Genomic DNA, 26,793 nt, shown 5'->3' with positions numbered 1-26,793 from the left:
AGATAGCTAGTTTTTTTTCGTAAACGGGTATATAATGACAAATTGTTACGAACCTTTTTTTCGTTTGGGGGGTCTTCATTTGAGACAGAGAACTGCTCTTGTGATCGGGGCAAGCGGATTAGTCGGAGGAGAACTTCTCCAACGATTGCTTCGTTCAGAGCATTATGAACGAGTGACGGTGCTTGTTCGAAAGCCGATGGCATGCAAACACGAAAAATTACAACAAGTCATCGTCGATTTTGACCGAATTGAACAATATGAAGAATATTTTCATGTGGACGACGTATTTAGCTGTTTAGGTACGACGATGAAAAAAGCAAAAACAAAACAGCAATTCATTAAAGTCGATTACGAATATACGTTACGTGCCGCAAAACTAGCAGAAAAATGCCATGTTAAAACGTTTTTATTCGTTTCTGCGATCGGCGCGCACCCGCATTCGATGTTTTTTTACAACCGCGTCAAAGGAGAAACGGAAGAGGCGTTGCAGCGACTGACGATTCGCTCGCTTCACATTTTCCGCCCATCGTTATTAACAGGAGAGCGACAAGAATTTCGCCTCGGCGAAAAAACAGCGGAATGGCTATGTTCCGGTTTTTCATTTGCATTCGTTGGCAAATGGGAAAAATATAAACCGATTGCAGCTAAGCAAGTGGCGGAAGCGATGTATCGTGCCGCGCTTTCGGAAAAGCAAGGTGTATATATTTACGAATGTAGCGAGATGAAAGGGCAATGTGAACAACAAAGAGGGCTGTCTCATCAACAATAAGCAGCCCTCTTTTCATTACTCAACAATTTTGTAATTTTTATGGTTGACGACCGTCCGTTCTTGCAAGTCGAGTTCTTTATAGTTTTCCATGTACGTTAAATCGACAATGACGGAATTTTCGTTTACTTTTTCAACGATCCCCCGCAACCCATTTTTAAATTCAATGACGTCGCCAATTTGCGCTTTTTTCATTGAAAATCCCCTTTACTTTTGAATTTTTAAACCTTTTTTCTATTTTGCATGATTTTTCCTCGTTCGTAAAGGGCATTTTCAACTATTTTTAACGCTGTGGCCCATACGGCATTGGCATTGGTGGCCACATCGGTGCACCGCAACCGTCTGGCATCATTTGCGGCATTGGCATCGGTTGCATTTGTTGTGGCATCATTTGCGGCATTGGCATCGGTTGCATTTGTTGTGGCATCATTTGCGGCATCGGCATCGGTTGCATTTGTTGTGGCATCATTTGCCCCATTGGCCACATCGGTCCCATCGGCATACCACAACCGCAATCGCCCGGCATCATTTGTGGCATTTGTTGTGTTTGTTGTGGCATTTGTTGATCAGCGCGAAACGGGTCATACATATTCCATTCATTCATTTCATTCATTGTCCATCTTCCTTTCTTTCATTTAGAATCCACCAACATTGTATGTGCATTTTTTATAGACGTGTGTCAGTATGACAAAATTAGGCATTCGCACATCGTATTGACATGTATAGTGAAGCGCGTTAAAACAAAGAAAGGAGGGATGAACGTGACTGAACAAGAAGCAAAGCAACTGATTGAACAATTGCGCACACGAAATATTCCGCATGCGCTTGTAAAAAAAGAACATTTTTTAACGTTTCGTCATGTGCTCGTCCAACAAGAAGATTTTAAACATTTTCGCGGCGTAGCACAGCGCGGTGGCGATGTCGTGTATTACTACATGGATCAGCCGCGCAGTTGACGTATGGCTTTAACTTTTTTACAGCAGACATGCGCCATTGTTTGACGGCATTGACGGTGACGCCTTCTTCAGCGGCAATTTGTTTGAATGTTTTCCCTTCAATTACATGGCGAACGAGCCAAATTTGCTCGCGTGGCGATAAATAAGACAACGCATCTTGAATGAACATGTCCGACAAAAAATCGACATTTTCTTTTAGCACATAGTCATCTAGCAACGGAACGTATTCGTGTTTCGTTTCTTTCCGTAGCTGTGATACGATGCGCCAACGAATCATTTTAAACGCAAACGTACAAAATGAACCTTTCGTTTCGTCGTATCGTTCATATGCTTCCCAAAGCGCGATCAAACCGATTTGCACATATTCATCGACATGACGACGAATATGTAATTTGCGAATGATGTAAAAAATAAGTGGACGATATTGTTCAACAACCGTTTCAAACGACATATATATCCCTTTCTCAAAGGCGCGCCTTCACGTATTCCGCGGTTACATGTAGCTTATCAAACACACCTGCGTTGCGCGAAAGAGAAAATAGAAAAAAATGCCCCGTTTATGTTAGGCATACGCAGCGTTTCCCTTAGGGAAATACAGAAAATGAGGGGGAGAAAGAGCGGAAAATGGTGCATTTGCCTAAAAAAATGCTTTGAACAATGGGAATTTTTTGTGTTATGATAATAAAAAATGGAAAGGCTTGAGCAACATGAAAATAAGAAAAACAATGATTGATTCACCATCTTTGCAACAAAACGTGTACATTTACGAAAATAAAAAAGAACAATATATCGTTGTCGCCATTCCTTATTTAGAATGGTCGATCCATGTCACTTATGACGATTTAGCAAATATTGAATTACGCTTGCAACAATCGCTTGCGAACGTATTAGACGAAGAACACGTGTTGCCACTTGCGATGAAGCTCGCGCAATGGATGAGAGAGATGTAAGGAAGGTTTCGTTGCTAGATGAAATATATCGTTTTCCTGTATGTCGTTGTAAGTATCGCTTGGATTGTATTGACAGACTTTTATGCAGAACGGTTATCGATTCCACCACATATGAAACCGTACGTTCAGACGTTCAAAGGTGCACTTTTTGTTATTTTATCTGCGGTATTTATGTATATCGCTTTAAAAAAACATCGCCAGTTAAAGCAAATGAGCGAAAGCGAGAAAGAATTGTTAACGCTCATTCATGCGATGCCTGATTTCGTATCATTTAAAGATGGACAAGGCCGCTGGTTAAGGGTTAACGATTTCGGTTTAAAACTGTACGGGCTTGAGCACGTCGATTACAAAGGAAAAACCGATGCCGAGCTTGCGGAATACACTCCTCATTTTCGCGAAGCGTTGCTTTATTGCATTGATTCCGATGAAGAAGCGTGGCGAGCAAAAACAGTAACGCGCGCAGAAGAATCGTTTCCGATGTCAAACGGTGAAATGAAAACGTTTGACGTTATTAAAGTGCCACTATTTCATGAAAACGGCAAACGCAAAGGACTTGTCGTCATCGGACGCGACATTACACAACAAAAAGTTGCTGAGCAGCTGTTGTTGAAAAAAGAAAAGCTGTCGGTTATTGGAGAGTTGGCAGCGGGCATCGCCCATGAAATTCGCAATCCGTTAACGTCCATTAAAGGCTTTTTACAAATGATGAAAGAGACGAAAGAAGTAGACGAACGTTTCGTGCAAATTATGTTAGATGAAATTGAACGTGTCAACCAAATCGTCAGCCAGTTGCTCGTACTTGCGAAACCGCAAATGAAAGCGTATAAACCGCTCGCTTTGCACGATGTGCTCGAATATGTCGTTGGGTTGTTTACGTACGAAGCGATTTTACAAAACGTACAACTAAAATACGAGCCGCGCACGTCTGCCGTCGTATACGGAGATAAAAATGAACTCATCCAAGTGTTTGTGAACGTCGTGAAAAATGCATTAGAAGCGATGCCAAGAGGAGGAACGCTCACCATCTCCGCCAAAGATGAAGCTGACTGCGTGTATGTCATCGTCGAAGATACAGGAAAAGGTATTGAACAAGAGCGTTTAAAACATATCGGCGAACCGTTTTATACGTTAAAAGAAAAAGGGATGGGGCTTGGTTTGACGATGAGCATGAAAATCATTCATGAACATAAAGGCACGATGCAAATAGAAAGCAAAGTCGGCAAAGGGACGCGGGTTCAGATCATGTTGCCAACATGTAAAGACCCGTCTTAAAACGGGTCTTTTTTACTCCACCCATGTCGTCAATTCGTTGATTGGCAAACGAGATGACGGATGGGCAGGTGCGCTCGCTTTTCCGATCGTAATTAGCATGACAGGAACGTATCGGTCTGGAATATGGAATGTTTTCATAAATGCTTGTGGGTCAAAACCGCCGATGGCGCATGTGTCGAACCCTTCTGCTTTGGCGGCAAGCATCAATTGCATCGCAGCTAACGATGCGTTTGAGAATGCTGCATCGCGTGCATATTGTGCGTTTGTATAGGCGTTTTCAATTTGTTTGGCAAGCGTGTCTTTGATTTCTTTTGTCATTTTTCCTTGTGCAACGAGCGGATCATACACCGCATCTGTTTTTTTATTCGCCTGTAAATCGCCAAGTACCGCAACGACCGCAGACGCCTCAACGATTTGTTGTTGATTGTAAGCGATCGGAAGGAGCTTTTGTTGCGCTTCCTTTCCATAGAAGACGACGAAATGCCAATGTTGCAAATTCCAAGCAGAAGGCGCCTTGCCTGCTAACTGCAACAGTTTCGTTAATTGTTCTTTCGAAATTGTTGCAGTTGGATCATATTTTCGAACGGATTGTCGTTGTTCAATAACCGAACGAACGGATTGTCGTTGTTCAATAACCGAAAGCATATATATCCTCCTTTTATACACACAAGAATATCTTTACTTACTTTTTACCAGTAACAATATTTATGTTAATTTAGTTACAATAAGTTTGTCAAATTTCATGCATAGGGTGATGATTGATGGAACATTCACACGTCTGTCCGAAAATCGAAGCGGCATTTCAGTTGCTTGGTAAGCGATGGAACGGACTTATTATTCACGTTTTATTTCGCGGACCGCTTCGCTTTAAAGAATTAGCAGAGAGTATTCCAGAAATTAGTCAAAAAATGTTAACGGAACGATTAAAAGAGTTGGAAGAAGAGCGCATTGTCGTTCGTCACGTATATCCTGAAAAGCCTGTGCGCATTGAATATGAATTAACGGACAAAGGGAAAGATTTGCGCATTGTGATGGAAGCTGTGCAAGTATGGGCAGAAAAATGGATGTAGTCCCTAACCTTTTACGCTCGTCGTTGCGATAGTAATAAGTGAAAGGAGGGGAGAGACATGCTTCAACGTTCTCAACTTCGCTTAACGTTTGAAGTCGGTGTGACAGAAACGGGCAAACCGCTATATAAAAACAAAACGTATACGATTAAACCGAACGCAACGGAAAGCTCGCTCGTCTCTGTGGCCCAAGCGCTTGCCTCTTTGCAAAGCGCTCCGCTCGTTCACGTGTATCGCAACGATGTGCATGTATTAGGTGAATAGGAGGGATAATGAATGAAAACGCTTGAATTACAGTTTGTGAATGAAGAAGGAAAGACGGTTCGCTTAAGCGTTGATGCCCCGCGCGACGATGTGACAGAAACACAAGTGGCTAGCGTGATGGACGTGATCATTGCAGCAAACGTCTTTTCATCAAGCGGAGGCGACTTGATTGCGAAAAAAGGAGCGCGCCTCATCGATACAACAATAACAGAATGGACGTTTGCGTAAGCCGTTTAGGTGCCCTCATGTAAAGGGCACCTTATTATGTATATGACAGCGAAAGGGATGAGAAAGATGGAAGCATATTTGTCGCTTCTTTCCGATGTCGGTTTTCCGATTGCGGTCACATTTTATTTACTGCATCGGATTGAAGGAAAATTAGATGCGGTCATCGACTCGATCCGCACGTTAGGCGAACAATGGAAAGCACCCAACTAAATGGGTGTTTTCTTTTTATTTTTTGTCTGATAACATAAACATATATGCAACGTGTTTATATCATTTAAGGGGGATTATCCATTGTTTAAACGAAAACAACAGCGCAACGACCAACTTGAAGCGATTTTACAAATGAAAGAAGAACCGATTCGTCTCCATGATACAACGGTGCAACGCCAGCTTGCGCTTATTGGTATGACGACAAAAGATGTCGCGATTTTACGCTATGTTCAGCCATACATCGAAGCAAACATTGCGCGCATCGTTGACGCCTTTTACGGCGCGCTTCAAAAAGAAAGCCATTTGCTTTCGATTATTCAACAACATAGCTCGATTGATCGATTGAAGCAAACGTTAACGGTGCACGTAAAAGAAATGTTTAGCGGAACGATCGATGAAGCATTTACTGAAAAAAGGCGGCGCGTCGCTCAAGCGCACGTACGCATCGGCTTAGAGCCGAAATGGTATATCGCTTCGTTTCAACATTTGCTTGAGGAAATGTGGGAAGTGGTCGGTGAACATTTTGAACGTCCATCGTATGTAAGGGCGGTTATGAAGTCAATCGCAAAAATGTTAAACGTTGAACAACAGCTCGTGCTTGAACAATACGAACGAGAAAGTGAAGCGCTTCGGATGCAAATGGAAGCGTTAAAGCAGCAAATGAAAGAGCAAGTGAAATTGTCGCTGCAACAGTTTAGTCGTGTGTCTGAAGAAGTAAGCGCTTCCGTCGCGTCGCTGAACGCGCAAGCAGCCGACATTTCTAAAGCGGCGCAAGAAGCGTCTGCTGTAGCGCTTGCGAACGCGGAAAAGTCAACGACAGGCAAGCAGCGGCTCCAAACGCAAGTGGAAAACATGTTGCACATGGACGAAAAAATGAAACAAATTGAAGCGAATATGGACAAGCTTCAGGAAGCGATGCATGAAATCGAACATATTGCTTCACTCGTCACATCCATTGCGGATCAAACGAATATGCTCTCGCTCAACGCATCCATTGAAGCGGCGCGGGCAGGGGAGCACGGGAAAGGGTTTGCGGTCGTCGCTGATGAAGTGCGCAAACTTGCGACGCAAACGAAACAATCCGTCGCTGACGTTTCGCGCGTATTAAGTGACATTCAATACCATCTCGCTACGATGGCACAATCACTACATGAAGCGTCACGTTCGATGACCGACAGTGCAAATCGAATAAAAATGATTGATTCGTTTTTCGATGAGTTTGCTGCTGCGCTCGAACAAATTTGTCAATATAGTGTTCGCATTGACGATGAAATGAAAGCGTGCGTACAAGCGGTGGGAGACATTCATGAAGCGATCGCGCACGTCTCCGCGTCAGCAGACCAGCTAGAAGGACTAGCGAGTGAATTATAATTTACTTTTTTGTTTTTTCCTCATGCTTTTCGATTTTACGAATGTATTGTCTCGGTTGAAACGGCTCATAATGCCTTTCGTTTACCGTCGTGTAAATGGAAGGCTCAATTTTTTTCTCCACTGTTTCATAGTTATCGATCATAATGGTCAACATAAGGAAAAGAATCATTGCGTTACTCCTTTCTTTTTTTTATCATTTATTGTGAAAAAAAATGAAACTTTTTATACATATGACTCGTACAAAAAAGAGGATTGCTATGTCAGAAGGAGGTTGATTTTTTTATGTCAACATTACATATGACGATGTTGTCGCCATTTTTGTTGGCGATACTTGTTCCGCTTTTATACAAATTTGTTCGTTCGCTTCATGTCGGATGGTTTGTTCTTCCACTCCCTATCGCGCTATTCATTTATTTTTTGTCTTACATGGACGAAGTGCGCAAATATGAAGTTGTTCGAGCAACGATGCCTTGGATTCCGTCGCTCGACATTTCGTTCGACGCATATGTCGATGGATTAAGTTTGTTGTTTGCCCTATTGATTACCGGAATCGGTTCGCTCGTTGTACTATATTCCATTTACTACTTACAAAAAGGAAAAGAACAGCTTGGCAACTTTTACGTCTACTTGCTTTTATTTATGGGCGCGATGCTTGGGGTCGTGTTATCCGATCACCTCATTGCGTTATACGTCTTTTGGGAGTTGACGTCCATTTCGTCGTTTTTGCTCATCGCTTATTGGTATAAACGTGATCGTTCGCGCTACGGGGCGCAAAAATCGATGTTTATTACAATGTTTGGTGGATTGCTTATGCTCGGGGGATTTGTTGCCCTTGCCATCGCAGGTGGGACGTATAGCGTTCGTGAGCTCATGCAAGCCTCGTTAACAGAACATGCCCTCTTTATTCCTGCACTTTTCCTTATTTTGTTTGGTGCTTTTACGAAATCAGCGCAATTTCCGTTTTACATTTGGTTGCCTGATGCGATGGAAGCGCCGACGCCTGTCAGCGCCTATTTGCATTCTGCCACAATGGTGAAAGCAGGAATTTATTTAATTGCACGTTTGACACCGATTTTTGCGGTTTCATCTGTCTGGGTTTGGACAGTTGCGCTCGTCGGGCTTGTAACGTTATTTTGGGCATCGTTTTTAGCATCGAAACAAACCGATTTAAAAGCAATTTTAGCGTACTCAACTGTCAGCCAGCTCGGGCTCATTACATCGCTTTTAGGCGTCGGTGGGCTTGCGTTTCATTACGATTGGATGGAAGAAAATTTATTTATGGTCGCAGTTTTAGCAGCGATTTTCCATCTGTTCAACCACGCGACGTTTAAAGGGAGTTTATTTATGGTTGTCGGCATCGTCGATCATGAAACGGGGACGCGTGACATTCGACGGCTTGGCGGATTAATGACGATCATGCCGATCACGTTTACAATCGCATTGATCGGCTCGCTTTCGATGGCAGGCTTGCCACCATTTAACGGTTTTTTAAGTAAAGAAATGTTTTTTACCGCCATGTTGCGTGCAAAAGACGTACAAGCATGGGCCGTTATTTTACCCGTTGTTGCTTGGGTAGCGAGCATTTTTACGTTTTTATACAGCGTATTGTTAGTGAGTCGAACATTTTTTGGAACGTACAAGCCACATTTATTAGAAAAAGAAGCGCATGAAGCGCCGCTTGGCATGCTCGTTGCACCGATCGTGTTAGCGTCGCTCGTTGTAGTCATTGGCATTGTGCCAAACGTATTGTCCGACTCCGTATTAGCTCCGGCCGTATATGCGGTGTTATATGGATTGTTTGCACCAAATGAAGCGCTTGATGTGTATATTTCTCATTGGCATGGCTTTACGCCAGAGTTGTTTATGACGATCGGCGTATTATTGTTTGGTTTAGTGCTATATCGTACGTTTCCAAAATGGAAAAAAATATATTATCGTTTATCCGAACGGATGTCGCTTAACTTTTTTTACGATCAATCGTTCGTCTGGATGGAAAGGGGATCACAGTCGCTCATGTCGCGCATCATGACCGGCTCGATGCGCACGTATTTAGTGTACATTTTTACGGCGAGTGTTGCTTTGCTTCTGTTTACGGTCGGTTTGAAAAAACAATGGCATATCGATTTAAGTCATTTGGCGTCTGTGCGAGTGTATGAAATTGTATTGGCAGTTGCCATGGTCGTTGCAACAGTGACAACAGTTGTTGCTAAATCGCGTTTAACAGCGATCGTTTCACTAGGGGCAGTCGGTTACGGGGTCGCGCTGTTTTTCGTTCTGTTTCGCGCGCCTGATTTAGCGTTGACGCAGCTTGTGATCGAAACGATTTCCGTTGCGCTCTTTTTACTTTGTTTTTATCACTTGCCGAAGTTTAGCAAAAAGCGTGAGAGCGTGCGCTTTCATTTAGGGCATGCACTCATTTCCATTGCGGTCGGGGTGACGGTCAGCGTCATTGCCTTTTTAGCTTACGCAGGAAAGCATTTTGATTCGATTTCACAATATTATGTGGACAATACGTATGAAAAAGCGGCTGGGAAAAATATGGTTAACGTCATTTTAGTTGATTTCCGTGGCTTTGATACGTTGTTTGAAATATGTGTGTTAGCGATTGCTGCTCTAGGTATTTACGCAATGGTGAAATTGCGGCTAGCGAAGGAGGATGAAAAATGAGGCGAAATGATGTCATTTTGCGAACAATCACAGCTGTCGTCGTACCAATCATCGTTTTATTTTCCGTCCGACTGTTTTTTGCTGGGCACTATTATCCGGGCGGTGGATTTATTGGGGGATTGATGACTGCTGGTGCGATCGTGTTATTACTTCTTGCTTTCGATATTGAAACGGTTCGTAAAATGATTCCGATCAATTATAAATGGCTAGTCGCAATCGGACTATTGTTTGCAGTTGGAACAGGAGTCATGAGCATGTTTCTCGGTCGCCCATTTTTAACGCATGCGTACGAATACGTTCATTTGCCGTTGCTTGATTATACTTCTCTTCATACAGCTGTGCTGTTTGATTTAGGAGTTTACTTTGTCGTTATTGGCGTGACGATGATTATTATCGAAACGATAGGGGAGAGTGACTAATGGAACTGATTATGATTGTCGTCATCGGTTGTTTATTTACCGCTGCGACATACTTGTTGCTCAGCAAAAGTTTGCTCCGCATTATTATCGGGACGGGTTTGCTCAGTCATGGTGCCCATCTTTTATTGTTAACGATGGGGGGTTTAAAAGTTGGAGCGCCTCCGCTTTTAGGGGAGAAGGCGGCACGATACGTCGATCCGTTGCCGCAAGCACTCATTTTAACGGCAATCGTCATCAGTTTTGGAGTAACAGCGTTTTTCTTAGTGTTGGCGTACCGTTCGTACCAAGAAATTGGAACAGATCATATAGAAGGGATGAAGGGAGATGAATAACCTCCTGCTTTTGCCGATTGTTATTCCGCTTGTCACAGCCATTACTCTTATTTTCTTTCCGAAGCACGTGCTTTGGCAACGGATGATTTCTTTCATATCGACATGTAGTTTAATTGTTGCAAGCGGCGCGTTGTTGTACCGTGTGCATATATACGGTATTCAAACGTTGAATCTTGGCAATTGGCCAGCTCCATTTGGTATTACGCTCGTGTCCGATTCGCTGTCCGCTTTGCTCGTATTGACGACGAGCATCATCGCGCTCGCTTGTTTACTATATTCGTTTTATGCGATTGGGCATAAGAGAGAGACGTTTTATTACTATTCATTTTTTCAATTTTTAATCGTCGGTGTGAATGGGGCGTTTACGACAGGTGATTTGTTCAACTTGTTCGTCTTTTTTGAAGTGATGCTTATGTCGTCTTACGTGCTGTTTGTGCTCGGAGGCACGAAAATACAGCTGCGTGAAACGATTAAATATACGCTTGTGAACGTTATTTCTTCGGCGCTATTTGTCGTTGGAGTCGCGTATTTATATGGAGTAACAGGTACGTTAAATATGGCGCATTTAGCGGAGCGTATAAGCGAAATAGGAATGTCGCCTATTTTAACGGTTATTGCGGTATTGTTTATTATCGTATTTGGTTTAAAGGGAGCGATTTTTCCGCTATATTTTTGGCTTCCAGCAGCCTATTACGCCCCGCCTACCCCGGTATTAGCCTTGTTTGGAGGTTTGTTGACAAAGGTTGGTGTGTACTCGATTTTGCGCACGTTTACGCTTTTATTTACGAGTGATGTCGGCTACACGCATACGTTGCTCGCTTGGCTTGCTCTCGGCACGATCGTCATCGGTGTCATTGGAGCAGTTGCATATAACGATATGCGCTATATCGTCATTTACAACATTATCACTGCAGTCGGCGTTATGATTTTTGGGGTAGCGATGATGACGCCAGAAAGTTTAGAAGGAACGATTTTTTACATGTTGCAAGATATGGTCATGAAAGCAACATTATTTTTACTAGTCGGTATTGTTTTTTCCATCACTAGTTCAAATAACATTCGTTCATTTTCGGGGTTAATGTCGTCTTATCCGCTGCTTGGTTGGTCATTTTTCATCGCTGCATTGTCGCTTGCGGGCATTCCGCCGCTTAGCGGATTTATCGGAAAGTTATTAATTGTGAAAGCAAGTTTCCATGCTGGTTTGCTTTTCGAGGCAATTGTCATCTTATTGTCCAGCTTGCTCGTGTTATATTCGGTCATGAAAATATTTATGAACGGATTTTGGGGTGAGGAAAAAGGATTTGAAAGAAAGCCGCTCGATGGACGATTCATTCCTGTATTGTTGCTTCTCGTTTTATCTATTGCATATGGAGTTGGAATTGAATTTATCCGTCCGTTTGTCGTCGACGCGGTTAACGTGTTAGCGGATCCGAATATGTACATTCAAGCGGTGTTAAAGGAGTAGAAAGCGATGGCATTTCAAATTTTATTAAATGTATGTTTAGCGTTCGTCTGGATGTTTTTAACCGTTTCATTTAATGGGGCGTCGTTTATTATTGGGTACGTCATCGGGTTGCTTATTATTTTTATGTTGCGTCGATTCTTCCATTCGCGTTTTTATCTCGCCCCGATGTTTGTCGTTGTAAAATTGCTTTTTATCCTTTTAAAAGAGCTTGTTTTATCAAATATTGCGGTGGCGAAAATCGTTATAAAGCCGTCTTTACACATTGAACCGGCCATTTTCGCTTTGCCGACACAATTAAAAAAAGAATGGGAAATTACAGTGTTAGCGATGCTCATTACGCTCACGCCAGGTACGCTCGTTTTAGATGTATCTGATGATAAAAGCACGTTGTATATTCACGCCTTAAATAGTCCAGATGTGCAAGAAGCGATTGAAAGCATTAAACAATCGTTTGAGAAAACGATTATGGAGGTGAGCAAATGATTTGGAATGTAGCTCTCGTTATTCTTTCTATAGCGATGGTTGGTTTTTTATACCGCGTTGTCAAAGGTCCAAGCGCTGCTGATCGAGTGATTGCTCTAGATGTGATGGGCATTACGCTCGCTGGGATCGTTGCGATCGTTTCTATACTGTTAAATACGAGCGCGTTTTTAGACGTCATTTTGCTCATCGGTATTTTAGCGTTTGTCGGTACGGTCGCGTTTGCGAAGTTTTTAGAGAAAGGGGTTGTCATCGAACGTGGTGATCGCGATCGGTAATGTGCTCGTCGCAGCACTTGTTTTGTTCGGAGCGGTGCTCGTGCTCTTGTCGGCAGTTGGTGCGATTCGTTTGCCGGATGTATATACGCGCAGCCATGCCATCAGCAAAAGCACGACGCTTGGCATGATGTGCATTTTACTCGGTGCATTTTTTCACTTTTTGCTTGAAAACGGTGAATTTAACTCACGGCTTTTACTTGGCATCGTGTTTATTTTTATGACATCTCCTGTTGCGGCCCATCTCATTAGCCGCGCTGCGTATTACACAAACGTGCCGCGCTGGGAAGGAACGGTTCGTGATGATTTAAAAGAAAAAGCTGGCGGAAAATAACCGTCAGCTTTTTCTTATGCAAAATATGAGCGGATGATCGTGTTGAGCTCTGCATCATGTTTCGTCGGAATTTGATGTCTTGCCCCGTCCACGTACACGATACGAACATCGCGGGCATGTTGTTTGAATATACGCTCATACGCATGCATGTAATAATCGCGAGCGCCGTATATCAATAAAATCGGGCAACGAAGTTCATGTAATCGGTTGGTTGATCGATAATGAAGTCCTTTGACATACATCTCGTACAAATGCTTACGGTCCGATAACCGCACGTAGTCGGCGATCATTTTTCGCTCTTCTTTCGTTACACCGTGCGCGTTGCCAAGGACGTTTGCAAGAAGGGAAATTCCATGCCATTTTACCGCATAAATACCCATTAAAAATTCTCCGTACAATAGCGGTGTACATACTTCCGAAAACCCACCGATTAATATAAGTGCTTTCACTTGATGCGGATATTGCAACGCAAAATGTTGGGCGATCGAACCGCCATTAGAATAACCACAGACGATCGCTTCTTTCAGTTCGAGATGGTTGAACAACTCATGTAAATCACTTGCTAATACGTCCATTGTAATCGGTTTGTTTCCTTTTCCGCTTTTTCCGTTTCCTCTTAAATCGTACGTCACGACTTGAAATAAAGAGGCAAGTTCGCGTTGACGATGAAACGTTACGCTTCCCATGCCGGGAGGATGAACGAATACGAGCGGCGTTCCGCTTCCATTGACCTCATAGTACAAAGGAACGGAATGTTCGACAAATGTATAAGGCATCTCACATCTTCCTTTCATTTTCATACTTATAGTATGCGAAAAAAGGCGGATCATTTATGCTTATTTCAATTTAATGGAAGAATAGTTTGAAAATATACGGTTAATAGATTAATAGTTTCATGTTATGATATGAGCAAGGAAACGCTTTAGAAAACGAAAAAAGGGGTTTCACACGATGAAAAAGACGATTGTAGCTGGAGCAGTATTATCGACGTTATTTTTAGGGGAAAAAGCGGTTGATGCGGCACAATATACAGTTAAGTCGGGCGATTCGTTATGGAAAATTGCTCAAACGTTCCGCACATCGGTTAATGAATTAAAAACGTTAAATCAATTAAAGACGGACATCATTTATGTTGGACAAGTATTGCAATTACCCCATGCGAACGTGCAACCAACGGCACCTGTGACACAACCAACAGCGCCAACGACACAAACAACAACATATACGATTCAGCGAGGCGATACGTTATCGACGATCGCACGCCAGTATAATACGGCCATTACACGCCTTCTTGAACTAAACCCGACGATTACAGACGTAAACCGCATTTACGTTGGCCAAACGTTAACAGTACCGACAACAAATACAACAAATACAACAAATACAACAAATACAACGAATACAACAAGCCAACTTATATCGCCGAGACCGGCATCAACAGGGCCGACAAATAGCGCAAGTAAATCGTATATCGTCCAACCAGGCGACACATTGTCGACGATTGCTAGAAAATTTAATGTGACGTTAAACGATTTACTCGCACTAAATCCAACGATTACAAACGTGAACTTTATTCGCGTTGGCCAAACGATTAACGTGCCGCTTTCATGGGAAGAGCGAGCGAATGCGATTATTGAAACAGGGAAAAAATACATAGGAGCGAAATACTTATTCGGAGCGCCAACGACGCGCACAGATGTTTTTGATTGCTCATCGTTTACCCAGCGCGTGTATAGAGAAAATGGTATTACATTGCCGCGCACATCGCGCGAACAAGCGATGGTTGGAACAGAAGTGCCGCTTGCGAGCGTGCGCAAAGGTGATTTAATCTTTTTTGATACGACAGGAGATGGAGTCATTAACCACGTATCGATCGTCGTTGACGCCAATACGTTATTGCACGCTGCCACAAGCACAGGTGTTGCTTTCGCGAATATGAGACCTTATTGGGCGCCGCGTGCGGTCAAAGCTGTTCGTCTTTTTTAACGGAACAGCAAGCAAAAAGATGCCTCTTACGTTTGAGGCATCTTTTCGTTTATCGTTAGCACCGTTTCAATCGCTTCATGGACGGAAGAAACGACGTAGTTTGCTTCGTTTTTCACTTGCTCGTGCGCATGTGACATGACAAAGCTATGTGGGGTCAGGCGAAACATCGGAATGTCGTTAAATGAATCGCCAAAACAAGCGACTTCCTCCCCTTTCAGTTGTAAATGATTCATAAGCAAGCGAAGTGCTTCCCCTTTGCTAATTTGTTTTGGCATAATGTCTAAACAACGAGGTTCGGAAATAAACGTATCGACATATCGATCCCATTGTTTATGAACGAACGACTGAAAACGATTGATGACGTCTTCTTCAGCAATAACGGTAATTTTTGATGGAGAAAGATCATGGCCGATCGCATCGAGCATCTGTTTCTTTTCAACAATATCGAAAAATAGTCGCGATCGCATATGCTCCATTTGTTCCGTTTTTGTTTCGACAAAGCTTGTATGTTCATCGCAGACGAGCACAATCGCTTCAAGTGTGCGCGCTTGTTCATAAATGGCGCGCGCAACGGCTGGATCAAACGCGCTACGATGAAGGAGACGATGGTCGTTCGTGTATACAAAGGCGCCGTTTTGGCTAATGCGATGAGCGTCATGACCGATTTCTTTCAACACTTCTAAAATTTCATTGTCCATTCGTCCAGAAGCGACAGCAAAGTCGATACCGTTTGTAATCGCGCGCACGACTGCTTCACGATCTTCCGTTTTGACGCGGCGATCGTAACCGAGCAGCGTACCGTCTAAATCAGTAACAATGAGTCGAATCATGCTTGGCAAGCTCCTTCCATTTTTATGATGAACAAAAGTTTAATCGAATACATGCATTTGTGCAACTGAAACACCTTTTTGTCAAAAAACATTCATAGCTGTCTTGACAAAAAACATCGCATTTCCATTGACGTAGCTTTGTTCGTTTCGTAACATTGAAGTAATGTAAACGTTTTTAAAGGGGCCAAGTGCTGTTAAAATGTTTTTATAAAAAATTGTAAAACTCTATATACAAATTGTAAAAAAAAGTATGGCATTATTGTATATAGAGAGGTGATGATGAAGTATTATAGTATAGGCGAGTTTGCTAAACTAATAGGCAGAACTGAATAAACCTTGAGAAATTGGGATAAGAGCAATAGATTAAAACCAGCTTATGTTGCTCCGTCTGGATTTAGGTATTATTCAGAAGAACAACTTAATCATTTTCTCGGTATAAACAAAAAGCCTTTAATTAAAAAAGTAATTGGATATTGTAGAGTTTCAAGTCAAAAACAAAAAGATGATTTAGAGAGACAAATAAAATATGTCAAAGAATATATGATAGCAAAAGGATACAAATTTGAAATAATAACTGATATTGGAAGTGGAATTAATTATAATAAAAATGGTTTAAATAAACCTTGTTGATATGATTACAGATGGTGAAGTTGAAAAGATAGTAGTGCTATATAAAGGATAGACTTGTTAGATTTGGATTTGAATTAACAGAAAATATTTGTAAAAATATGGTACTAATATTAAAATAATTGATAACACAGAAAAAACTGAAGAACAAGAACTTGTAGAAGATTTAGTCCAAATAATAACAGTATTTAGTTGCAAACTTCAAGGCAAAAGAGCCAACAAAGCCAAGAGAATGGTTAAGGAGCTAACTGAAAATGATTAAAACATATAAGGTTATGCTGCTTCCGAATAACAAACAAAAAACAAAATTATTTGAGTGTGCGGGTGTTGCCAGATGGGCGTACAATTTTGCATTGGCGCAACAACAAGAAAATCATAAACAAGGTGGCAAATTTTTAAGTGATGGTGAATTAAGAAAAAGATTAACGCAGCTCAAACAAACGAAAGAGTACAGTTGGCTCAATCAATTCTCAAACAACATCACAAAACAAGCGATCAAAGACGCGTATCAAGCTTACAAAAACTTTTTTGAAGGACGGGCGAAGTTTCCGAAGTTTAAAACGAAAAAACGAACGCGACCGAGCTTTTATCAAGATACATCGAAAATCAAAATCACCGACACGCATGTGAAACTAGAGAAACTGACGCCTTCTAAGAAAAAAAACAAGCAAAAATTGAATTGGATCCGTCTTGCTGAAAGAGGTCGTATTCCTCACGGTGCACATGTGACATACGTCAATCCGCGCATCGTGTTTGACGGACTTCATTGGTTTTTAACGGTCGGTGTAGAGGAAGCGGAAGTGAAACATGAAACGTACAACGAAGGCATTGGTATTGATTTGGGAGTAAAATCGTTCGCTACCGTTAGCAATGGGATGACGTTTCCTAACATCCATCACATGCCTCAAGTGAAAAAGCTTGAAAAACAAATGAAGCGAATGCAAAGAAAAATATCGCGAAAATATGAAATGAACAAAATCCAAACAGAAGGAGGTGAATTCCGTTACAGAAAAACGGAAAACATCAAGAAACTAGAATTCCTTGTTTTGAAAAAACGCCGAAGGCTAAAAAATACCCAGCTAAACTATACCCACCACATCACCACGACGTTGGTGAAAACCAAGCCAGCGTATGTCGTGATGGAAGACTTGAATACAAGCGGCATGTTAAAAAATCGCAAGCTATCGAAAGCGATTCAACAACAAACATTCCACGAGTTCAAGCGGCAAATGACGTACAAATGTGCATGGCATGGCATCAAGTTGATCGTGGCAGATCGTTTTTATCCGTCAAGCAAAAGGTGTAGCCGTTGCGGTCATGTGAAAAGCCACTTTTCTTTATCGGAACGGACGTACCGTTGCGAAGTGTGTGGGCTAGAAATCGACCGTGATCTCAACGCTAGCATCAACTTGAAACAATATGCCAAGTGAATCACCACATGTACCCATACGTTAGTGGGGAAGTAAAGCCTTCGGAGCGCCAAGCAAACGAGAGTAGCTTCGGCGAAATCGGGCGTGATGAACAAGGAAGGAAACGTAAACTTTATAAATAATTAATAGATTATTTATAAAGTTTTGTAAGTTTTCTGTAACGGCGAACTAGACGTGGAACAATCGTTTCGCATTGAAAAAGTGTTAAACAACAACGTGCTCATTGCCTCGCATCCAACGTACGATGAAGTCGTATTAATCGGAAAAGGAATTGGATTTGGCAAGAAAAAAGGGGACGTCATTGAACAAAAAGGTGTAGAAAAATGGTTCATTTTAAAAAATGAGCGTGAACAAGAACAATATAAAAAATTGCTGCCACACGTTGATGAAGAATTTATCGGCTTAATGAACGATATCATTCACCACATTCGAACGCGGACGAACAGCTCGTTAAACGAACACATTCACGTGGCGTTAACAGATCATATTTTGTTCGCAATCAAGCGATTAGAACAAGGGATGGACATTAAAAATCCATTTTTAGTTGAAACGAAAAGTTTATATCCGCTTGAATACGACGTAGCAACAGAAGTCGTCAATATGTTAAATGAACGGTTGCACATTCAACTGCCGGAAGGAGAAATTGGTTTTATTGCTTTACACATTCATAGTGCGTTAACAAATCACCAACTGTCCGAAGTGAACCAACATTCACAGCTCATTTCCCGCCTCGTGTCCGTCGTTGAAGAGCAGCTCAACATTCGCATCGACCGTGAAAGCATCCATTATTTACGGTTTGTCCGCCATTTGCGCTATGCGATTGAACGGGTGAAAAAAGGCGAAAAAATTGAAGAGCCAAAAAAATTGTCGAATATATTGAAAGAGACGTACCCACTATGTTATAATTTGTCGTGGAAGCTCATAAAAATTATGCAGCAAACGTTGCAGCTTCCGGTAGATGAAGCAGAAGCGGTATATTTAACGTTGCACTTGCAACGGCTAACTGGTAAAAGTGAATAAATGGGCACTTATCTTTACGTGTTACTGATTCGATCAGGCATGAGTAAAGAAGGCGAAAAAGAGGTGGATCATTGTACCCTTTTTCTGTCGTTCTTTGCTCATGCCTTTTTGTTTTCCATCTTTTGCAAATGCTTACATTCGTTAGACGTCTAATGTGTTGTTTCATCTACTTCGGATACATGAATGTGCCGTTTGTTGCAAACATTAACAAAATGAAGGAGGGTTTTATATGAAAAAAGCGTTCGGTACGTTACAAAAAGTCGGTAAAGCGCTTATGCTTCCCGTTGCGATTTTGCCGGCAGCAGGTATTTTGCTTGCGTTCGGTAACGCATTGCAAAACCCAGCGTTAATTGAAAAAATTCCAGCGTTAGAAACAGGCTGGGTCGAAATGGTTGCGAAAGTGATGGAGCAATCTGGTGGTATTGTGTTTGCTAACTTGCCGCTTTTATTTGCGGTAGGGGTAGCCGTCGGATTAGCTGGCGGTGAAGGGGTTGCTGGTTTAGCAGCTATCATCGGCTACTTAGTGATGAACGTCACGATGAGCGTCATTTTAGGCGTGACATCAGACCAAATCGGCACAGATCCATCGTTTGCAAACGTATTAGGTATTCCGACGTTGCAAACAGGGGTATTCGGCGGGATTATCGTCGGTATTTTAGCAGCGTACATGTACAACAAATACTTTAACATCGAATTGCCATCTTACTTAGGTTTCTTTGCAGGAAAACGTTTCGTTCCGATTGTAACAGCTGCATCGGCATTAATTCTCGGTATTGTGATGACATGGTTATGGCCGCCTGTCCAACACGGCTTAAACGCCTTTTCGCACAACATGATCGATGCAAACCGTACGTTAGCGGCATTCGTTTTCGGTGTCATCGAGCGCGCATTAATTCCGTTCGGTTTACACCACATTTTCTACTCGCCGTTCTGGTTTGAGTTCGGTCAATACGTCAACAAAGCAGGCGAGCTTGTGCGCGGTGACCAACGTATTTTCTTCGAACAAATTAAAGACGGTGCTGAATTAACAGCTGGGACATTTATGACAGGAAAATTCCCGTTCATGATGTTCGGTTTACCAGCAGCTGCGCTTGCCATTTACCATGAAGCGCGTCCAGAAAACAAAAAAGTCGTTGCCGGCATTATGGCATCTGCAGCATTAACATCATTTTTAACAGGAATTACAGAACCGATTGAATTTTCATTCTTATTCGTTGCGCCAGTATTATTTGCGATCCATACAATTTTCGCTGGATTATCGTTCATGCTCATGCACATGTTAGACGTCAAAATCGGTATGACGTTCTCTGGCGGGGTCATCGACTTCTTATTATTCGGTGTGTTGCCAGGACGTACAGCATGGTGGCTCGTCATTCCGGTCGGTTTAGTGTTTGCGGTCATTTACTACTTCGGCTTCCGCTTTGCGATTCGCAAATGGAATTTAGCGACGCCAGGTCGTGAAAAAGAAACGACAGACACAACAACGGCAGCGGATGCAGGCGAACTCCCGCACGAAATTTTAGCTGCGCTTGGCGGAAAAGAAAATGTCGCTCATTTAGATGCGTGCATCACACGTTTACGCGTTTCAGTAAACGATATTCAACAAGTCGATAAAGATCGTCTAAAAGCGCTCGGAGCAGCTGGCGTATTAGAAGTTGGAAACAACATTCAAGCCATTTTCGGACCAAAATCAGATATATTGAAAACACAAATTAAAGATATTATGGAAGGTCGCGTGCCGACAAAAGCGGTAGAAAAAGCGAAACCATCTGTACAAGCGACAGGAGAAACAGAACAAGTCGCATCTCCATTAACAGGAAAAGTTGTGCCGCTTTCCGAAGTGCCAGATCAAGTATTTTCAACGAAAATGATGGGTGACGGATTTGCGGTTGAGCCAACAGAAGGGACAGTCGTATCGCCAGTCGATGGAACGATCGTTAACGTCTTCCCGACAAAACATGCGATCGGCATTCAATCAAAAACAGGTCGTGAAGTGCTTATCCACTTCGGTATTGATACAGTAAAATTAAACGGTCAAGGATTTGAAGCGCTCGTATCAGAAGGAACAGAAGTGAAAAAAGGACAGCCGATTTTGAAAGTAGATCTTGCATATGTGAAACAACATGCACCATCTGTTGTGACGCCAATTATTTTCACGAACTTGCAAGCAGGAGAAACGGTAAATATCGCGAAACAAGGAACAGTAACAAAAGGCGAAGACGTCGTCGTCGTTCAAAAATAATTTGCTTGCAAAATGCGTCATTTTTCGGTAAAAAAACATAGAGGGTTTTCGCCCCCTATGTTTTCAAAATATAAAGTGAGGAGATGAGCAAAATGGAAAAAACGTTTAAAGTAACAGCAGAATCTGGTATTCATGCCCGTCCAGCAACGATGTTAGTGCAAACAGCGAGCAAATTCGATAGCGACATTCAATTAGAGTACAACGGCAAAAAAGTCAACTTAAAATCGATCATGGGTGTCATGTCTTTAGGCATTCCACAAGGTGCGCAAATTACGATTTCAGCTGAAGGTGGCGATGCAGCAGACGCGATGAACGCATTAACAGAAACGCTAGCAAAAGAAGGATTAGCTGAATAATGAAACGATTGCAAGGGATTGCTGCATCGAATGGCATTGCCATTGCGAAGGCGTACCGTTTAGAACATCCCGATTTAATGGTTGAAAAACAAACGATTGAAAACCCAGCTGAACACGTTCGCCGCTTTCAACAAGCGCTCGCTAAATCGAAAGAAGAACTTGAAGCGATTCAAGCGCATGCATTAAAAGAGCTCGGCGAGGATAAAGCAGCCATTTTCTCCGCCCATTTGCTCGTACTAAGCGACCCAGAGTTCGTGCAAGCGGTCGAACAAAAAATTGAACAAGAACGTGTGAATGCAGAATTTGCACTTCATGACGTCGCATCGATGTTCATCGCGATGTTTGAAGCGATGGATAACGAATATATGAAAGAGCGTGCAGCGGACATTCGTGATGTGACAAAACGCGTCCTCGCTCATTTATTAGGCGTTACGATTTCAAACCCAAGCATGATTACAGAAGAAGTCATCATTGTAGCTGAAGACTTAACGCCGTCTGACACAGCGCAATTAAATCGAAAATATGTGAAAGGTTTTACAACCGACATTGGTGGACGGACGTCCCACTCTGCCATTATGGCACGCTCGATGGAAATTCCGGCTGTCGTCGGAACGAAAGAAGCGACAGCGGTAATTCAAAACGGCGATATCGTCATTATTGACGGGATTGACGGGGAAGTGATCGTTAACCCAACCGAAGAAACGATCGCGGAGTACGAACAAAAACGTGCTGCTTTTGCTGCCCAAAAAGCAGAATGGGCAAAACTCGTTCATGAACAAACGACCACAAGCGACGGTCATCACGTCGAGCTTGCGGCAAACATCGGAACGCCAAACGATGTCGAAGGTGTACTAGCAAACGGTGCAGAAGGAATCGGATTATACCGAACAGAGTTTTTATACATGGGCCGCAACGAATTGCCGACAGAAGAAGAACAGTTTGAAGCATACAAAACGGTGCTAGAAAAAATGGAAGGAAAACCGGTTGTCGTTCGTACGCTTGATATCGGTGGCGACAAAGAATTGCCATATTTAGACCTTCCAAAAGAAATGAACCCGTTTTTAGGGTTCCGTGCCGTTCGTCTTTGCTTAAATATGCAAGACATGTTTCGCACGCAACTTCGCGCGTTGTTGCGCGCAAGCGTATATGGCAATTTAAAAATTATGTTCCCGATGATCGCGACGTTAGACGAGTTCCGTCAAGCGAAAGCTGTTCTTTTAGAAGAAAAAGAAAAGCTTGTCGCTGAAGGTGTTGCGGTATCCGATCATATCGAAGTCGGCATGATGGTCGAAATTCCAGCTGCTGCTGTATTAGCAGATCAATTTGCAAAAGAAGTAGACTTCTTTAGCATCGGAACGAACGACTTAATCCAATATACGATGGCGGCTGACCGCATGAACGAGCGCGTATCGTATTTATATCAACCGTACAACCCTGCCATTTTGCGCCTCATTTATAACGTCATTGAAGCGGCGCATAAAGAAGGAAAGTGGGTTGGCATGTGCGGTGAAATGGCGGGCGAAGAACTTGCTGTGCCGATTTTATTAGCGTTCGGCTTAGACGAATTTAGTATGAGTGCGACATCGATTTTACGCGTCCGCTCGCAATTAAAAAAGCTTTCTAAACAAGAAGCGGAGCGAGTGAAAGATCACATTTTATCGCTTGCGACTGCAGAAGAAGTCGTTCGTTTCGTGAAAGAAACGTTCCAACAATAAGAACCGGACGCCCCGGTTCTTTTTTTATGGCAAAAATCAGTACAAAACGGTCATAGACATCATATCGTAAACCTTTTATAATGAAACTGCGACTTTATTAATTTTTCGACAACATTCGATATAGCTAAGGGGGAGTTACATTGTTTCGGTCATTAACGATGAAATTAACGGGCTTAATGGCTTTATTATTAATTGTTGCACTTGTCGCTTCACAAACGGTCAACTACGTGCAAATGGCGTCTGTCATGAAAGATGATGCAAAAGTGCGTGCAGAGTCGCTTGTGACAGAGCTTGTTGACGATATTGAACATAGGTTTGACAGTCAGGAAGATGCGCTAAAGCAATTTAGTGAAACGAAAGGTTTTAAGACGTTTACAAAAACGGAAGATGCTCAACTTTGGCAAGACATCGACGGACAGCTCGCTACGTTTTTAAACATTCATAAAAAAGTGCAATTAGCTTATATCGGTACAGCAAACGGTAACATGTATACGACGCCGGCTGTCGATTTGCCGCCAGACTTTGACCCGACGACGCGTCCGTGGTATAAAGCGGCTGTCGCTTCACCAGATAAAGTCATTTGGACGGAATCTTATGTTGATACGGTAACGAATGATTATGTCGTCACGATTGCTAAAGCGATTGTTGAAAACGGTCAAGTGATCGGGGTCATCGGCCTAGACGTATCGTTAAATACGCTTGCTGAAACGGTGGAGCAATCTCGCGTCGGCTATAACGGCTATCCGGTGTTATTTGACCAAAACAAATTTGCGATCGTTCATCCACAATACCAAGGAAAAGATATGTCTGACCATCCGGTTGTAAAAACGATGTTTGCAAAAGAACAAGGAGCTTATGAATACGAGCAAGATGGCGAAAAACGATTGTTGTATTTTGCGACGATTCCAAAGTTGAATTGGAAAGTCGGTGCAGTATATAAAGAAAAAGACTTATTAGCGACGTTAACGACGATCGGAAAAGCATCGTGGACAGTTGTCGTCATTGCAACGATTCTTGCCTCGCTTCTTATTTATGCGGTGTCGCGTTCAATCGTCAAACCGATTATTCAACTGAATGAGCGTATACAACAAGTGGCGACAGGCGATTTAACGGTGCGCATTGAGCCGAAAGGAAACGACGAAATCGCCCAGCTCACAAGCCATTTTAACGAGATGGTGTCGCATATGCGCTCGCTCATTGGCGAAGTGGATCGTTCCGTTACGGAACTTGGCGCTGCGGCCGATCATTTAAGCGCGGTGTCTGAAGAAACGATGGCGACGAGTGAACAAGTGACGACGGCGGTGACCGATATCGCAAAAGGCGTATCAGAGCAAGCGAGCAATTTAGATGCGATGAACGATCGCATGAACGATTTATCTGAAAAAATGGGTACGGTCACGCAATCGGCAGAGCGGGTGAAGCAGCTTTCCGACGAAACGAAAGAAGCAAGCTATATGGGTATTGAAAAGTTAAATGTGCTTCAAGCGAAATCAGCGGAATCGCAAAACGAGTTGCGCTCTGTTGAAACGGTGATCGCCGATTTAGGAGAAAAAATGAAACAAATTGGCGCCATCATTCAAACGATTACCGACATTTCTGCCCAAACGAACCTTTTAGCATTAAACGCTTCGATCGAAGCGGCGCGCGCAGGCGAGCACGGAAAAGGATTTGCGGTCGTCGCGGAAGAAGTGCGGAAACTCGCGGAGCAGTCGGCACAAGCGACAGAACAAATTCGTCAAACGATCACGTCGATTCAACAACAAGCTTCTCTTGCGACCGAAGCGGTTGACCATACGAAACAAATGAACGACCAGCAACAACAAGCGGTAAACGAAACAGCGGAATCGTTTATGCATATCGCAACGATGATGGAACAATTAACGTCAGCAATTGAGCATATTTTTACACAAATTCACGACGTCAACGGCAATAAAGAACAAATTGTTGCAGCGTTACAAAACTTAGCAGCAATTTCAGAACAATCGGCTGCATCGGCAGAAGAAGTGTCCGCATCATCGGAAGAACAGTTAAAAGCGTTAAACACTGTCACAGAAGCAGCAGAGCGGTTAAACGACATGAGCCGCACGTTGCAGCAATTGATTCATCGCTTTCGTGTATAAAGCTAGGTATAATGCCTAGCTTTTTTACATTTCAGTAACAATTTTTTCCTTGATTTTTGTTTATATAATCATTACGATAAATTCAGGATGAAAGACCTATACTACTTTGTGTTTGAATTACTTTTCCAAGCCCTTGCGAATCAGTTCATAAACTGCACCTGCAAAACTTGAAATGTAATTTTCTTTTTGATACTTTTCTATTTCTGCTACCAAATCAGCAGGAAACTTAATTAATTTTGCAATGCGTTCCATTTGTTCACTACCTCCAATATACTTGGAAGGAGGTGAAGTCAATGCTAGTCAACAAAGCATACAAATTTCGCATCTATACAAATAAAGAACAAGAAGTATTGATTACAAAAACATTCGGTTGCTCGCGTTTTGTATTCAACTATTTTTTAGCGGAATGTGAGGATGCTTACAAGCGAACAGGCAAAGGACTCACGTATAAAACTTGTTCTTCTCAATTGACGCAATTAAAAAAAATTCACTTGGTTAAAAGAAGTGGATAGCATTGTACTTCAATCTCCACTCAAACATCTAGATGATGCGTACGATCGCTTTTTTAAAAAGCAAAACGAACAGGGAGGAATCGCGTCGTCGTTAGCGAATAGTATAGCGTGAGAGGAGGCGGATGAAATGAAAACAGCGATTGTTGTTGCATCAAGCAAAGGGCTCGGTAAAGCGATTGCGATAAAACTTGTTTCGCAAGGGGTTAACGTGATGTTAGCGAGCCGCAATGAACAAGCGTTGCATGCGGTAGCTGAACAGCTGAATGCGCTCGGAAAAGGAAAAGCAGCATATACGGTAACAGACGTGACGGACAACGCAATGATCGAACGATTAGTCGAAAAAACAGTAGAAACATTTGGCGACGTTCATTTGTTAGTCAATAACGCCGGCGGTCCGCCGACGGGGACGTTTGCGACGCTAACAGACGATGATTGGCAACAGGCGTTTGAGTTAAATTTATTGAGCTACGTGCGAATGATTCGCGCAGCATTACCACATTTGAAAAAAACGAAAGGAAAAATCGTCAACATTGCCTCATCGTCCATTAAAGAGCCGATTCCGGGGTTGCTTTTATCGAATACGTTTCGGCTTGGCATTGTCGGATTGACAAAAACGCTCGCCCAAGAGCTTGCCCCATACGGTATTCTAATTAATACTGTTGCACCGGGGCGCATTGCGACGGAGCGTGTCGCCTATTTAGACGAACAAAATGCGAAAAAGCTCGGCATTCGCAAAGAAGAACTAGAAGCGCGCATGAAAGCGACCATTCCGCTCGGACGTTACGGCACGCCAGAAGAATTTGCGAACGTCGTCGCCTTTTTATTGTCCGATGAGAATACGTATATGACCGGTCAATCGCTTTTAGTCGATGGCGGTATGGTCAAAGCGATTTAGAATG

Annotated in this window: 32 protein-coding genes and 2 pseudogenes; 26 read left to right on the top strand and 8 right to left on the bottom strand. The window is 42.6% G+C overall.

What is annotated here, in order from left to right; genetic code table 11:
* Window positions 1-34: 34 nt before the first annotated feature.
* Window positions 35-769 (top strand): oxidoreductase, encoded by a 735-nt coding sequence (locus BO219_RS12960; protein ID WP_198936696.1) that lies wholly within the window; start codon window positions 35-37, stop codon window positions 767-769.
* 15 nt (window positions 770-784) lie between these two features.
* Here BO219_RS12960 and BO219_RS12955 read toward each other — a convergent pair whose 3' ends face one another.
* Together BO219_RS12955 and BO219_RS12950 are read right to left on the bottom strand one after the other, a co-directional pair.
* Complete coding sequence (locus BO219_RS12955; RefSeq protein WP_003396733.1) at window positions 785-961, bottom strand: YkvS family protein; 177 nt, start codon at window positions 959-961, stop codon at window positions 785-787.
* An 88-nt stretch (window positions 962-1,049) separates the two neighbouring features.
* Window positions 1,050-1,379 (bottom strand): hypothetical protein, encoded by a 330-nt coding sequence (locus tag BO219_RS12950; protein ID WP_226373834.1) that lies wholly within the window; start codon window positions 1,377-1,379, stop codon window positions 1,050-1,052.
* A 142-nt stretch (window positions 1,380-1,521) separates the two neighbouring features.
* Between BO219_RS12950 and BO219_RS12945 the strand changes: the two genes are divergently transcribed.
* The gene (locus tag BO219_RS12945) at window positions 1,522-1,722 is read left to right on the top strand and encodes a hypothetical protein (RefSeq protein ID WP_077429830.1); all 201 of its coding nucleotides are present in this window, start codon (window positions 1,522-1,524) and stop codon (window positions 1,720-1,722) included.
* On the opposite strand, the gene BO219_RS12940 is transcribed toward BO219_RS12945, so the two are convergent.
* Entirely contained in the window at window positions 1,649-2,173 is a 525-nt protein-coding gene (locus tag BO219_RS12940; RefSeq protein ID WP_077429829.1) for a sigma-70 family RNA polymerase sigma factor, read from the bottom strand. The genes BO219_RS12945 and BO219_RS12940 overlap by 74 nt on opposite strands.
* Before the next feature lie 256 nt (window positions 2,174-2,429).
* Here BO219_RS12940 and BO219_RS12935 point away from each other — a divergent pair, with 256 nt between their 5' ends.
* Window positions 2,430-2,672 (top strand): YueH family protein, encoded by a 243-nt coding sequence (locus BO219_RS12935; RefSeq protein ID WP_006321639.1) that lies wholly within the window; start codon window positions 2,430-2,432, stop codon window positions 2,670-2,672.
* 18 nt (window positions 2,673-2,690) lie between these two features.
* Entirely contained in the window at window positions 2,691-3,944 is a 1,254-nt protein-coding gene (locus BO219_RS12930; RefSeq protein WP_077429828.1) for an ATP-binding protein, read from the top strand.
* A 12-nt stretch (window positions 3,945-3,956) separates the two neighbouring features.
* Here the strand turns inward: BO219_RS12930 and BO219_RS12925 are convergent, their stop codons facing one another.
* Window positions 3,957-4,589, bottom strand: coding sequence for a nitroreductase family protein (locus tag BO219_RS12925; protein WP_077429827.1), 633 nt, complete (start codon window positions 4,587-4,589; stop codon window positions 3,957-3,959).
* 116 nt (window positions 4,590-4,705) lie between these two features.
* On the opposite strand from BO219_RS12925, the gene BO219_RS12920 reads away from it, so the two are divergent.
* The 5 genes from BO219_RS12920 (at window position 4,706) to BO219_RS12900 (ending at window position 7,084) form a co-directional block, all read left to right on the top strand.
* Entirely contained in the window at window positions 4,706-5,014 is a 309-nt protein-coding gene (locus BO219_RS12920; RefSeq protein ID WP_077429826.1) for a winged helix-turn-helix transcriptional regulator, read from the top strand.
* Window positions 5,015-5,071: 57 nt separating this feature from the next.
* Window positions 5,072-5,275 carry a DUF1659 domain-containing protein gene (locus tag BO219_RS12915; RefSeq protein ID WP_004891408.1) on the top strand — a complete coding sequence of 68 codons (204 nt, stop codon included), beginning with the start codon at window positions 5,072-5,074 and terminating at the stop codon, window positions 5,273-5,275.
* A gap of 12 nt (window positions 5,276-5,287) precedes the next feature.
* Window positions 5,288-5,503, top strand: coding sequence for a DUF2922 domain-containing protein (locus tag BO219_RS12910; RefSeq protein ID WP_077429825.1), 216 nt, complete (start codon window positions 5,288-5,290; stop codon window positions 5,501-5,503).
* Window positions 5,504-5,569: 66 nt separating this feature from the next.
* Window positions 5,570-5,713, top strand: a complete 144-nt coding sequence (locus tag BO219_RS12905) for a YvrJ family protein (protein WP_009361115.1) — start codon at window positions 5,570-5,572, stop codon at window positions 5,711-5,713.
* Window positions 5,714-5,794: 81 nt separating this feature from the next.
* A complete protein-coding gene (locus BO219_RS12900) occupies window positions 5,795-7,084 on the top strand; it encodes a globin-coupled sensor protein (protein WP_077429824.1) in 1,290 nt (429 codons plus the stop codon).
* 1 nt (window position 7,085) lies between these two features.
* Here the strand turns inward: BO219_RS12900 and BO219_RS14695 are convergent, their stop codons facing one another.
* Window positions 7,086-7,253 (bottom strand): hypothetical protein, encoded by a 168-nt coding sequence (locus tag BO219_RS14695; RefSeq protein ID WP_198936695.1) that lies wholly within the window; start codon window positions 7,251-7,253, stop codon window positions 7,086-7,088.
* A 113-nt stretch (window positions 7,254-7,366) separates the two neighbouring features.
* Between BO219_RS14695 and BO219_RS12895 the strand changes: the two genes are divergently transcribed.
* The 7 genes from BO219_RS12895 to mnhG are packed head-to-tail and all read left to right on the top strand — an operon-like array spanning window position 7,367 to window position 13,056.
* Complete coding sequence (locus BO219_RS12895; RefSeq protein ID WP_077429823.1) at window positions 7,367-9,751, top strand: Na+/H+ antiporter subunit A; 2,385 nt, start codon at window positions 7,367-7,369, stop codon at window positions 9,749-9,751.
* Entirely contained in the window at window positions 9,748-10,170 is a 423-nt protein-coding gene (locus BO219_RS12890) for a Na(+)/H(+) antiporter subunit B (protein ID WP_077429822.1), read from the top strand. Before BO219_RS12895 ends, BO219_RS12890 begins: the two co-directional genes overlap by 4 nt.
* Entirely contained in the window at window positions 10,170-10,502 is a 333-nt protein-coding gene (locus BO219_RS12885) for a Na(+)/H(+) antiporter subunit C (protein WP_004891396.1), read from the top strand. Before BO219_RS12890 ends, BO219_RS12885 begins: the two co-directional genes overlap by 1 nt.
* A complete protein-coding gene (locus tag BO219_RS12880; RefSeq protein WP_077429821.1) occupies window positions 10,495-11,967 on the top strand; it encodes a Na+/H+ antiporter subunit D in 1,473 nt (490 codons plus the stop codon). The genes BO219_RS12885 and BO219_RS12880 overlap by 8 nt, the downstream gene beginning before the upstream one ends.
* Before the next feature lie 6 nt (window positions 11,968-11,973).
* Entirely contained in the window at window positions 11,974-12,450 is a 477-nt protein-coding gene (locus BO219_RS12875; protein WP_077429820.1) for a Na+/H+ antiporter subunit E, read from the top strand.
* Window positions 12,447-12,725 (top strand): Na(+)/H(+) antiporter subunit F1, encoded by a 279-nt coding sequence (locus tag BO219_RS12870; protein ID WP_077429819.1) that lies wholly within the window; start codon window positions 12,447-12,449, stop codon window positions 12,723-12,725. Before BO219_RS12875 ends, BO219_RS12870 begins: the two co-directional genes overlap by 4 nt.
* The gene (mnhG, locus tag BO219_RS12865; RefSeq protein ID WP_077429818.1) at window positions 12,706-13,056 is read left to right on the top strand and encodes a monovalent cation/H(+) antiporter subunit G; all 351 of its coding nucleotides are present in this window, start codon (window positions 12,706-12,708) and stop codon (window positions 13,054-13,056) included. Before BO219_RS12870 ends, mnhG begins: the two co-directional genes overlap by 20 nt.
* 14 nt (window positions 13,057-13,070) lie before the next feature.
* Here the strand turns inward: mnhG and BO219_RS12860 are convergent, their stop codons facing one another.
* Entirely contained in the window at window positions 13,071-13,832 is a 762-nt protein-coding gene (locus tag BO219_RS12860; RefSeq protein WP_198936694.1) for an alpha/beta fold hydrolase, read from the bottom strand.
* 175 nt (window positions 13,833-14,007) lie between these two features.
* Between BO219_RS12860 and BO219_RS12855 the strand changes: the two genes are divergently transcribed.
* A complete protein-coding gene (locus tag BO219_RS12855; protein WP_077429816.1) occupies window positions 14,008-15,042 on the top strand; it encodes a C40 family peptidase in 1,035 nt (344 codons plus the stop codon).
* 26 nt (window positions 15,043-15,068) lie between these two features.
* Here the strand turns inward: BO219_RS12855 and BO219_RS12850 are convergent, their stop codons facing one another.
* The gene (locus tag BO219_RS12850) at window positions 15,069-15,872 is read right to left on the bottom strand and encodes an HAD family hydrolase (protein ID WP_077429815.1); all 804 of its coding nucleotides are present in this window, start codon (window positions 15,870-15,872) and stop codon (window positions 15,069-15,071) included.
* Window positions 15,873-16,208: 336 nt separating this feature from the next.
* On the opposite strand from BO219_RS12850, the pseudogene BO219_RS12845 reads away from it, so the two are divergent.
* From BO219_RS12845 to BO219_RS12815, 7 genes and pseudogenes are all read left to right on the top strand, one after another.
* Window positions 16,209-16,761 (top strand): annotated as a pseudogene (locus BO219_RS12845) (IS607 family transposase).
* Window positions 16,754-17,929, top strand: a complete 1,176-nt coding sequence (locus BO219_RS12840; protein ID WP_077429814.1) for an RNA-guided endonuclease InsQ/TnpB family protein — start codon at window positions 16,754-16,756, stop codon at window positions 17,927-17,929. Before BO219_RS12845 ends, BO219_RS12840 begins: the two are co-directional and overlap by 8 nt.
* Before the next feature lie 174 nt (window positions 17,930-18,103).
* A complete protein-coding gene (glcT, locus tag BO219_RS12835; RefSeq protein WP_077429813.1) occupies window positions 18,104-18,949 on the top strand; it encodes a glucose PTS transporter transcription antiterminator GlcT in 846 nt (281 codons plus the stop codon).
* A 229-nt stretch (window positions 18,950-19,178) separates the two neighbouring features.
* Complete coding sequence (gene ptsG / locus BO219_RS12830) at window positions 19,179-21,191, top strand: glucose-specific PTS transporter subunit IIBC (protein ID WP_077429812.1); 2,013 nt, start codon at window positions 19,179-19,181, stop codon at window positions 21,189-21,191.
* A gap of 83 nt (window positions 21,192-21,274) precedes the next feature.
* Window positions 21,275-21,547 (top strand): phosphocarrier protein HPr, encoded by a 273-nt coding sequence (locus BO219_RS12825; protein ID WP_275531844.1) that lies wholly within the window; start codon window positions 21,275-21,277, stop codon window positions 21,545-21,547.
* Window positions 21,547-23,262, top strand: coding sequence for a phosphoenolpyruvate--protein phosphotransferase (ptsP, locus tag BO219_RS12820; protein ID WP_077429810.1), 1,716 nt, complete (start codon window positions 21,547-21,549; stop codon window positions 23,260-23,262). Before BO219_RS12825 ends, ptsP begins: the two co-directional genes overlap by 1 nt.
* Before the next feature lie 140 nt (window positions 23,263-23,402).
* Window positions 23,403-25,382, top strand: coding sequence for a methyl-accepting chemotaxis protein (locus BO219_RS12815; protein ID WP_077429809.1), 1,980 nt, complete (start codon window positions 23,403-23,405; stop codon window positions 25,380-25,382).
* 117 nt (window positions 25,383-25,499) lie between these two features.
* Here BO219_RS12815 and BO219_RS15055 read toward each other — a convergent pair whose 3' ends face one another.
* Window positions 25,500-25,634: a hypothetical protein gene (locus tag BO219_RS15055; RefSeq protein WP_268915864.1), complete on the bottom strand. Its 135-nt coding sequence runs from the start codon at window positions 25,632-25,634 to the stop codon at window positions 25,500-25,502.
* 41 nt (window positions 25,635-25,675) lie between these two features.
* Between BO219_RS15055 and BO219_RS12810 the strand changes: the two are divergent.
* Both BO219_RS12810 and BO219_RS12805 read left to right on the top strand, forming a co-directional pair.
* Window positions 25,676-25,964, top strand: a pseudogene (locus tag BO219_RS12810) (helix-turn-helix domain-containing protein); the annotation flags it as partial.
* A 57-nt stretch (window positions 25,965-26,021) separates the two neighbouring features.
* On the top strand, window positions 26,022-26,789 hold the full coding sequence (locus tag BO219_RS12805) for an SDR family oxidoreductase (RefSeq protein ID WP_077429808.1): 768 nt from the start codon (window positions 26,022-26,024) through the stop codon (window positions 26,787-26,789).
* Window positions 26,790-26,793 lie beyond the last annotated feature (4 nt).

This window comes from Anoxybacillus kestanbolensis (assembly GCF_001996285.1).
Classification (GTDB): Bacteria; Bacillota; Bacilli; order Bacillales; family Anoxybacillaceae; genus Anoxybacillus; species Anoxybacillus kestanbolensis_A.
This window is presented reverse-complemented; position numbering and strand designations above follow the sequence as displayed.

Coding starts and splice junctions, on each gene's coding strand:
- BO219_RS12910 (WP_077429825.1), top strand. CDS start 5,288: ATGAAAACGCTTGAATTACAGTTTGTGAATGAAGAAGGAAAGACGGTT.
- BO219_RS12920 (WP_077429826.1), top strand. CDS start 4,706: ATGGAACATTCACACGTCTGTCCGAAAATCGAAGCGGCATTTCAGTTG.
- BO219_RS12940 (WP_077429829.1), bottom strand. CDS start 2,173: ATGTCGTTTGAAACGGTTGTTGAACAATATCGTCCACTTATTTTTTAC.
- ptsG (WP_077429812.1), top strand. CDS start 19,179: ATGAAAAAAGCGTTCGGTACGTTACAAAAAGTCGGTAAAGCGCTTATG.
- BO219_RS12825 (WP_275531844.1), top strand. CDS start 21,275: ATGAGCAAAATGGAAAAAACGTTTAAAGTAACAGCAGAATCTGGTATT.
- BO219_RS12905 (WP_009361115.1), top strand. CDS start 5,570: ATGGAAGCATATTTGTCGCTTCTTTCCGATGTCGGTTTTCCGATTGCG.
- BO219_RS12935 (WP_006321639.1), top strand. CDS start 2,430: ATGAAAATAAGAAAAACAATGATTGATTCACCATCTTTGCAACAAAAC.
- BO219_RS12930 (WP_077429828.1), top strand. CDS start 2,691: ATGAAATATATCGTTTTCCTGTATGTCGTTGTAAGTATCGCTTGGATT.
- BO219_RS12840 (WP_077429814.1), top strand. CDS start 16,754: ATGATTAAAACATATAAGGTTATGCTGCTTCCGAATAACAAACAAAAA.
- BO219_RS12875 (WP_077429820.1), top strand. CDS start 11,974: ATGGCATTTCAAATTTTATTAAATGTATGTTTAGCGTTCGTCTGGATG.
- BO219_RS12890 (WP_077429822.1), top strand. CDS start 9,748: ATGAGGCGAAATGATGTCATTTTGCGAACAATCACAGCTGTCGTCGTA.
- BO219_RS12950 (WP_226373834.1), bottom strand. CDS start 1,379: ATGAATGAAATGAATGAATGGAATATGTATGACCCGTTTCGCGCTGAT.
- BO219_RS15055 (WP_268915864.1), bottom strand. CDS start 25,634: ATGGAACGCATTGCAAAATTAATTAAGTTTCCTGCTGATTTGGTAGCA.
- BO219_RS12855 (WP_077429816.1), top strand. CDS start 14,008: ATGAAAAAGACGATTGTAGCTGGAGCAGTATTATCGACGTTATTTTTA.
- BO219_RS12870 (WP_077429819.1), top strand. CDS start 12,447: ATGATTTGGAATGTAGCTCTCGTTATTCTTTCTATAGCGATGGTTGGT.
- BO219_RS12850 (WP_077429815.1), bottom strand. CDS start 15,872: ATGATTCGACTCATTGTTACTGATTTAGACGGTACGCTGCTCGGTTAC.
- BO219_RS12805 (WP_077429808.1), top strand. CDS start 26,022: ATGAAAACAGCGATTGTTGTTGCATCAAGCAAAGGGCTCGGTAAAGCG.
- BO219_RS12945 (WP_077429830.1), top strand. CDS start 1,522: ATGAACGTGACTGAACAAGAAGCAAAGCAACTGATTGAACAATTGCGC.
- BO219_RS12895 (WP_077429823.1), top strand. CDS start 7,367: ATGTCAACATTACATATGACGATGTTGTCGCCATTTTTGTTGGCGATA.
- BO219_RS12955 (WP_003396733.1), bottom strand. CDS start 961: ATGAAAAAAGCGCAAATTGGCGACGTCATTGAATTTAAAAATGGGTTG.
- ptsP (WP_077429810.1), top strand. CDS start 21,547: ATGAAACGATTGCAAGGGATTGCTGCATCGAATGGCATTGCCATTGCG.
- BO219_RS12960 (WP_198936696.1), top strand. CDS start 35: ATGACAAATTGTTACGAACCTTTTTTTCGTTTGGGGGGTCTTCATTTG.
- BO219_RS12885 (WP_004891396.1), top strand. CDS start 10,170: ATGGAACTGATTATGATTGTCGTCATCGGTTGTTTATTTACCGCTGCG.
- BO219_RS12925 (WP_077429827.1), bottom strand. CDS start 4,589: ATGCTTTCGGTTATTGAACAACGACAATCCGTTCGTTCGGTTATTGAA.
- BO219_RS12880 (WP_077429821.1), top strand. CDS start 10,495: ATGAATAACCTCCTGCTTTTGCCGATTGTTATTCCGCTTGTCACAGCC.
- BO219_RS14695 (WP_198936695.1), bottom strand. CDS start 7,253: ATGATTCTTTTCCTTATGTTGACCATTATGATCGATAACTATGAAACA.
- BO219_RS12860 (WP_198936694.1), bottom strand. CDS start 13,832: ATGCCTTATACATTTGTCGAACATTCCGTTCCTTTGTACTATGAGGTC.
- BO219_RS12915 (WP_004891408.1), top strand. CDS start 5,072: ATGCTTCAACGTTCTCAACTTCGCTTAACGTTTGAAGTCGGTGTGACA.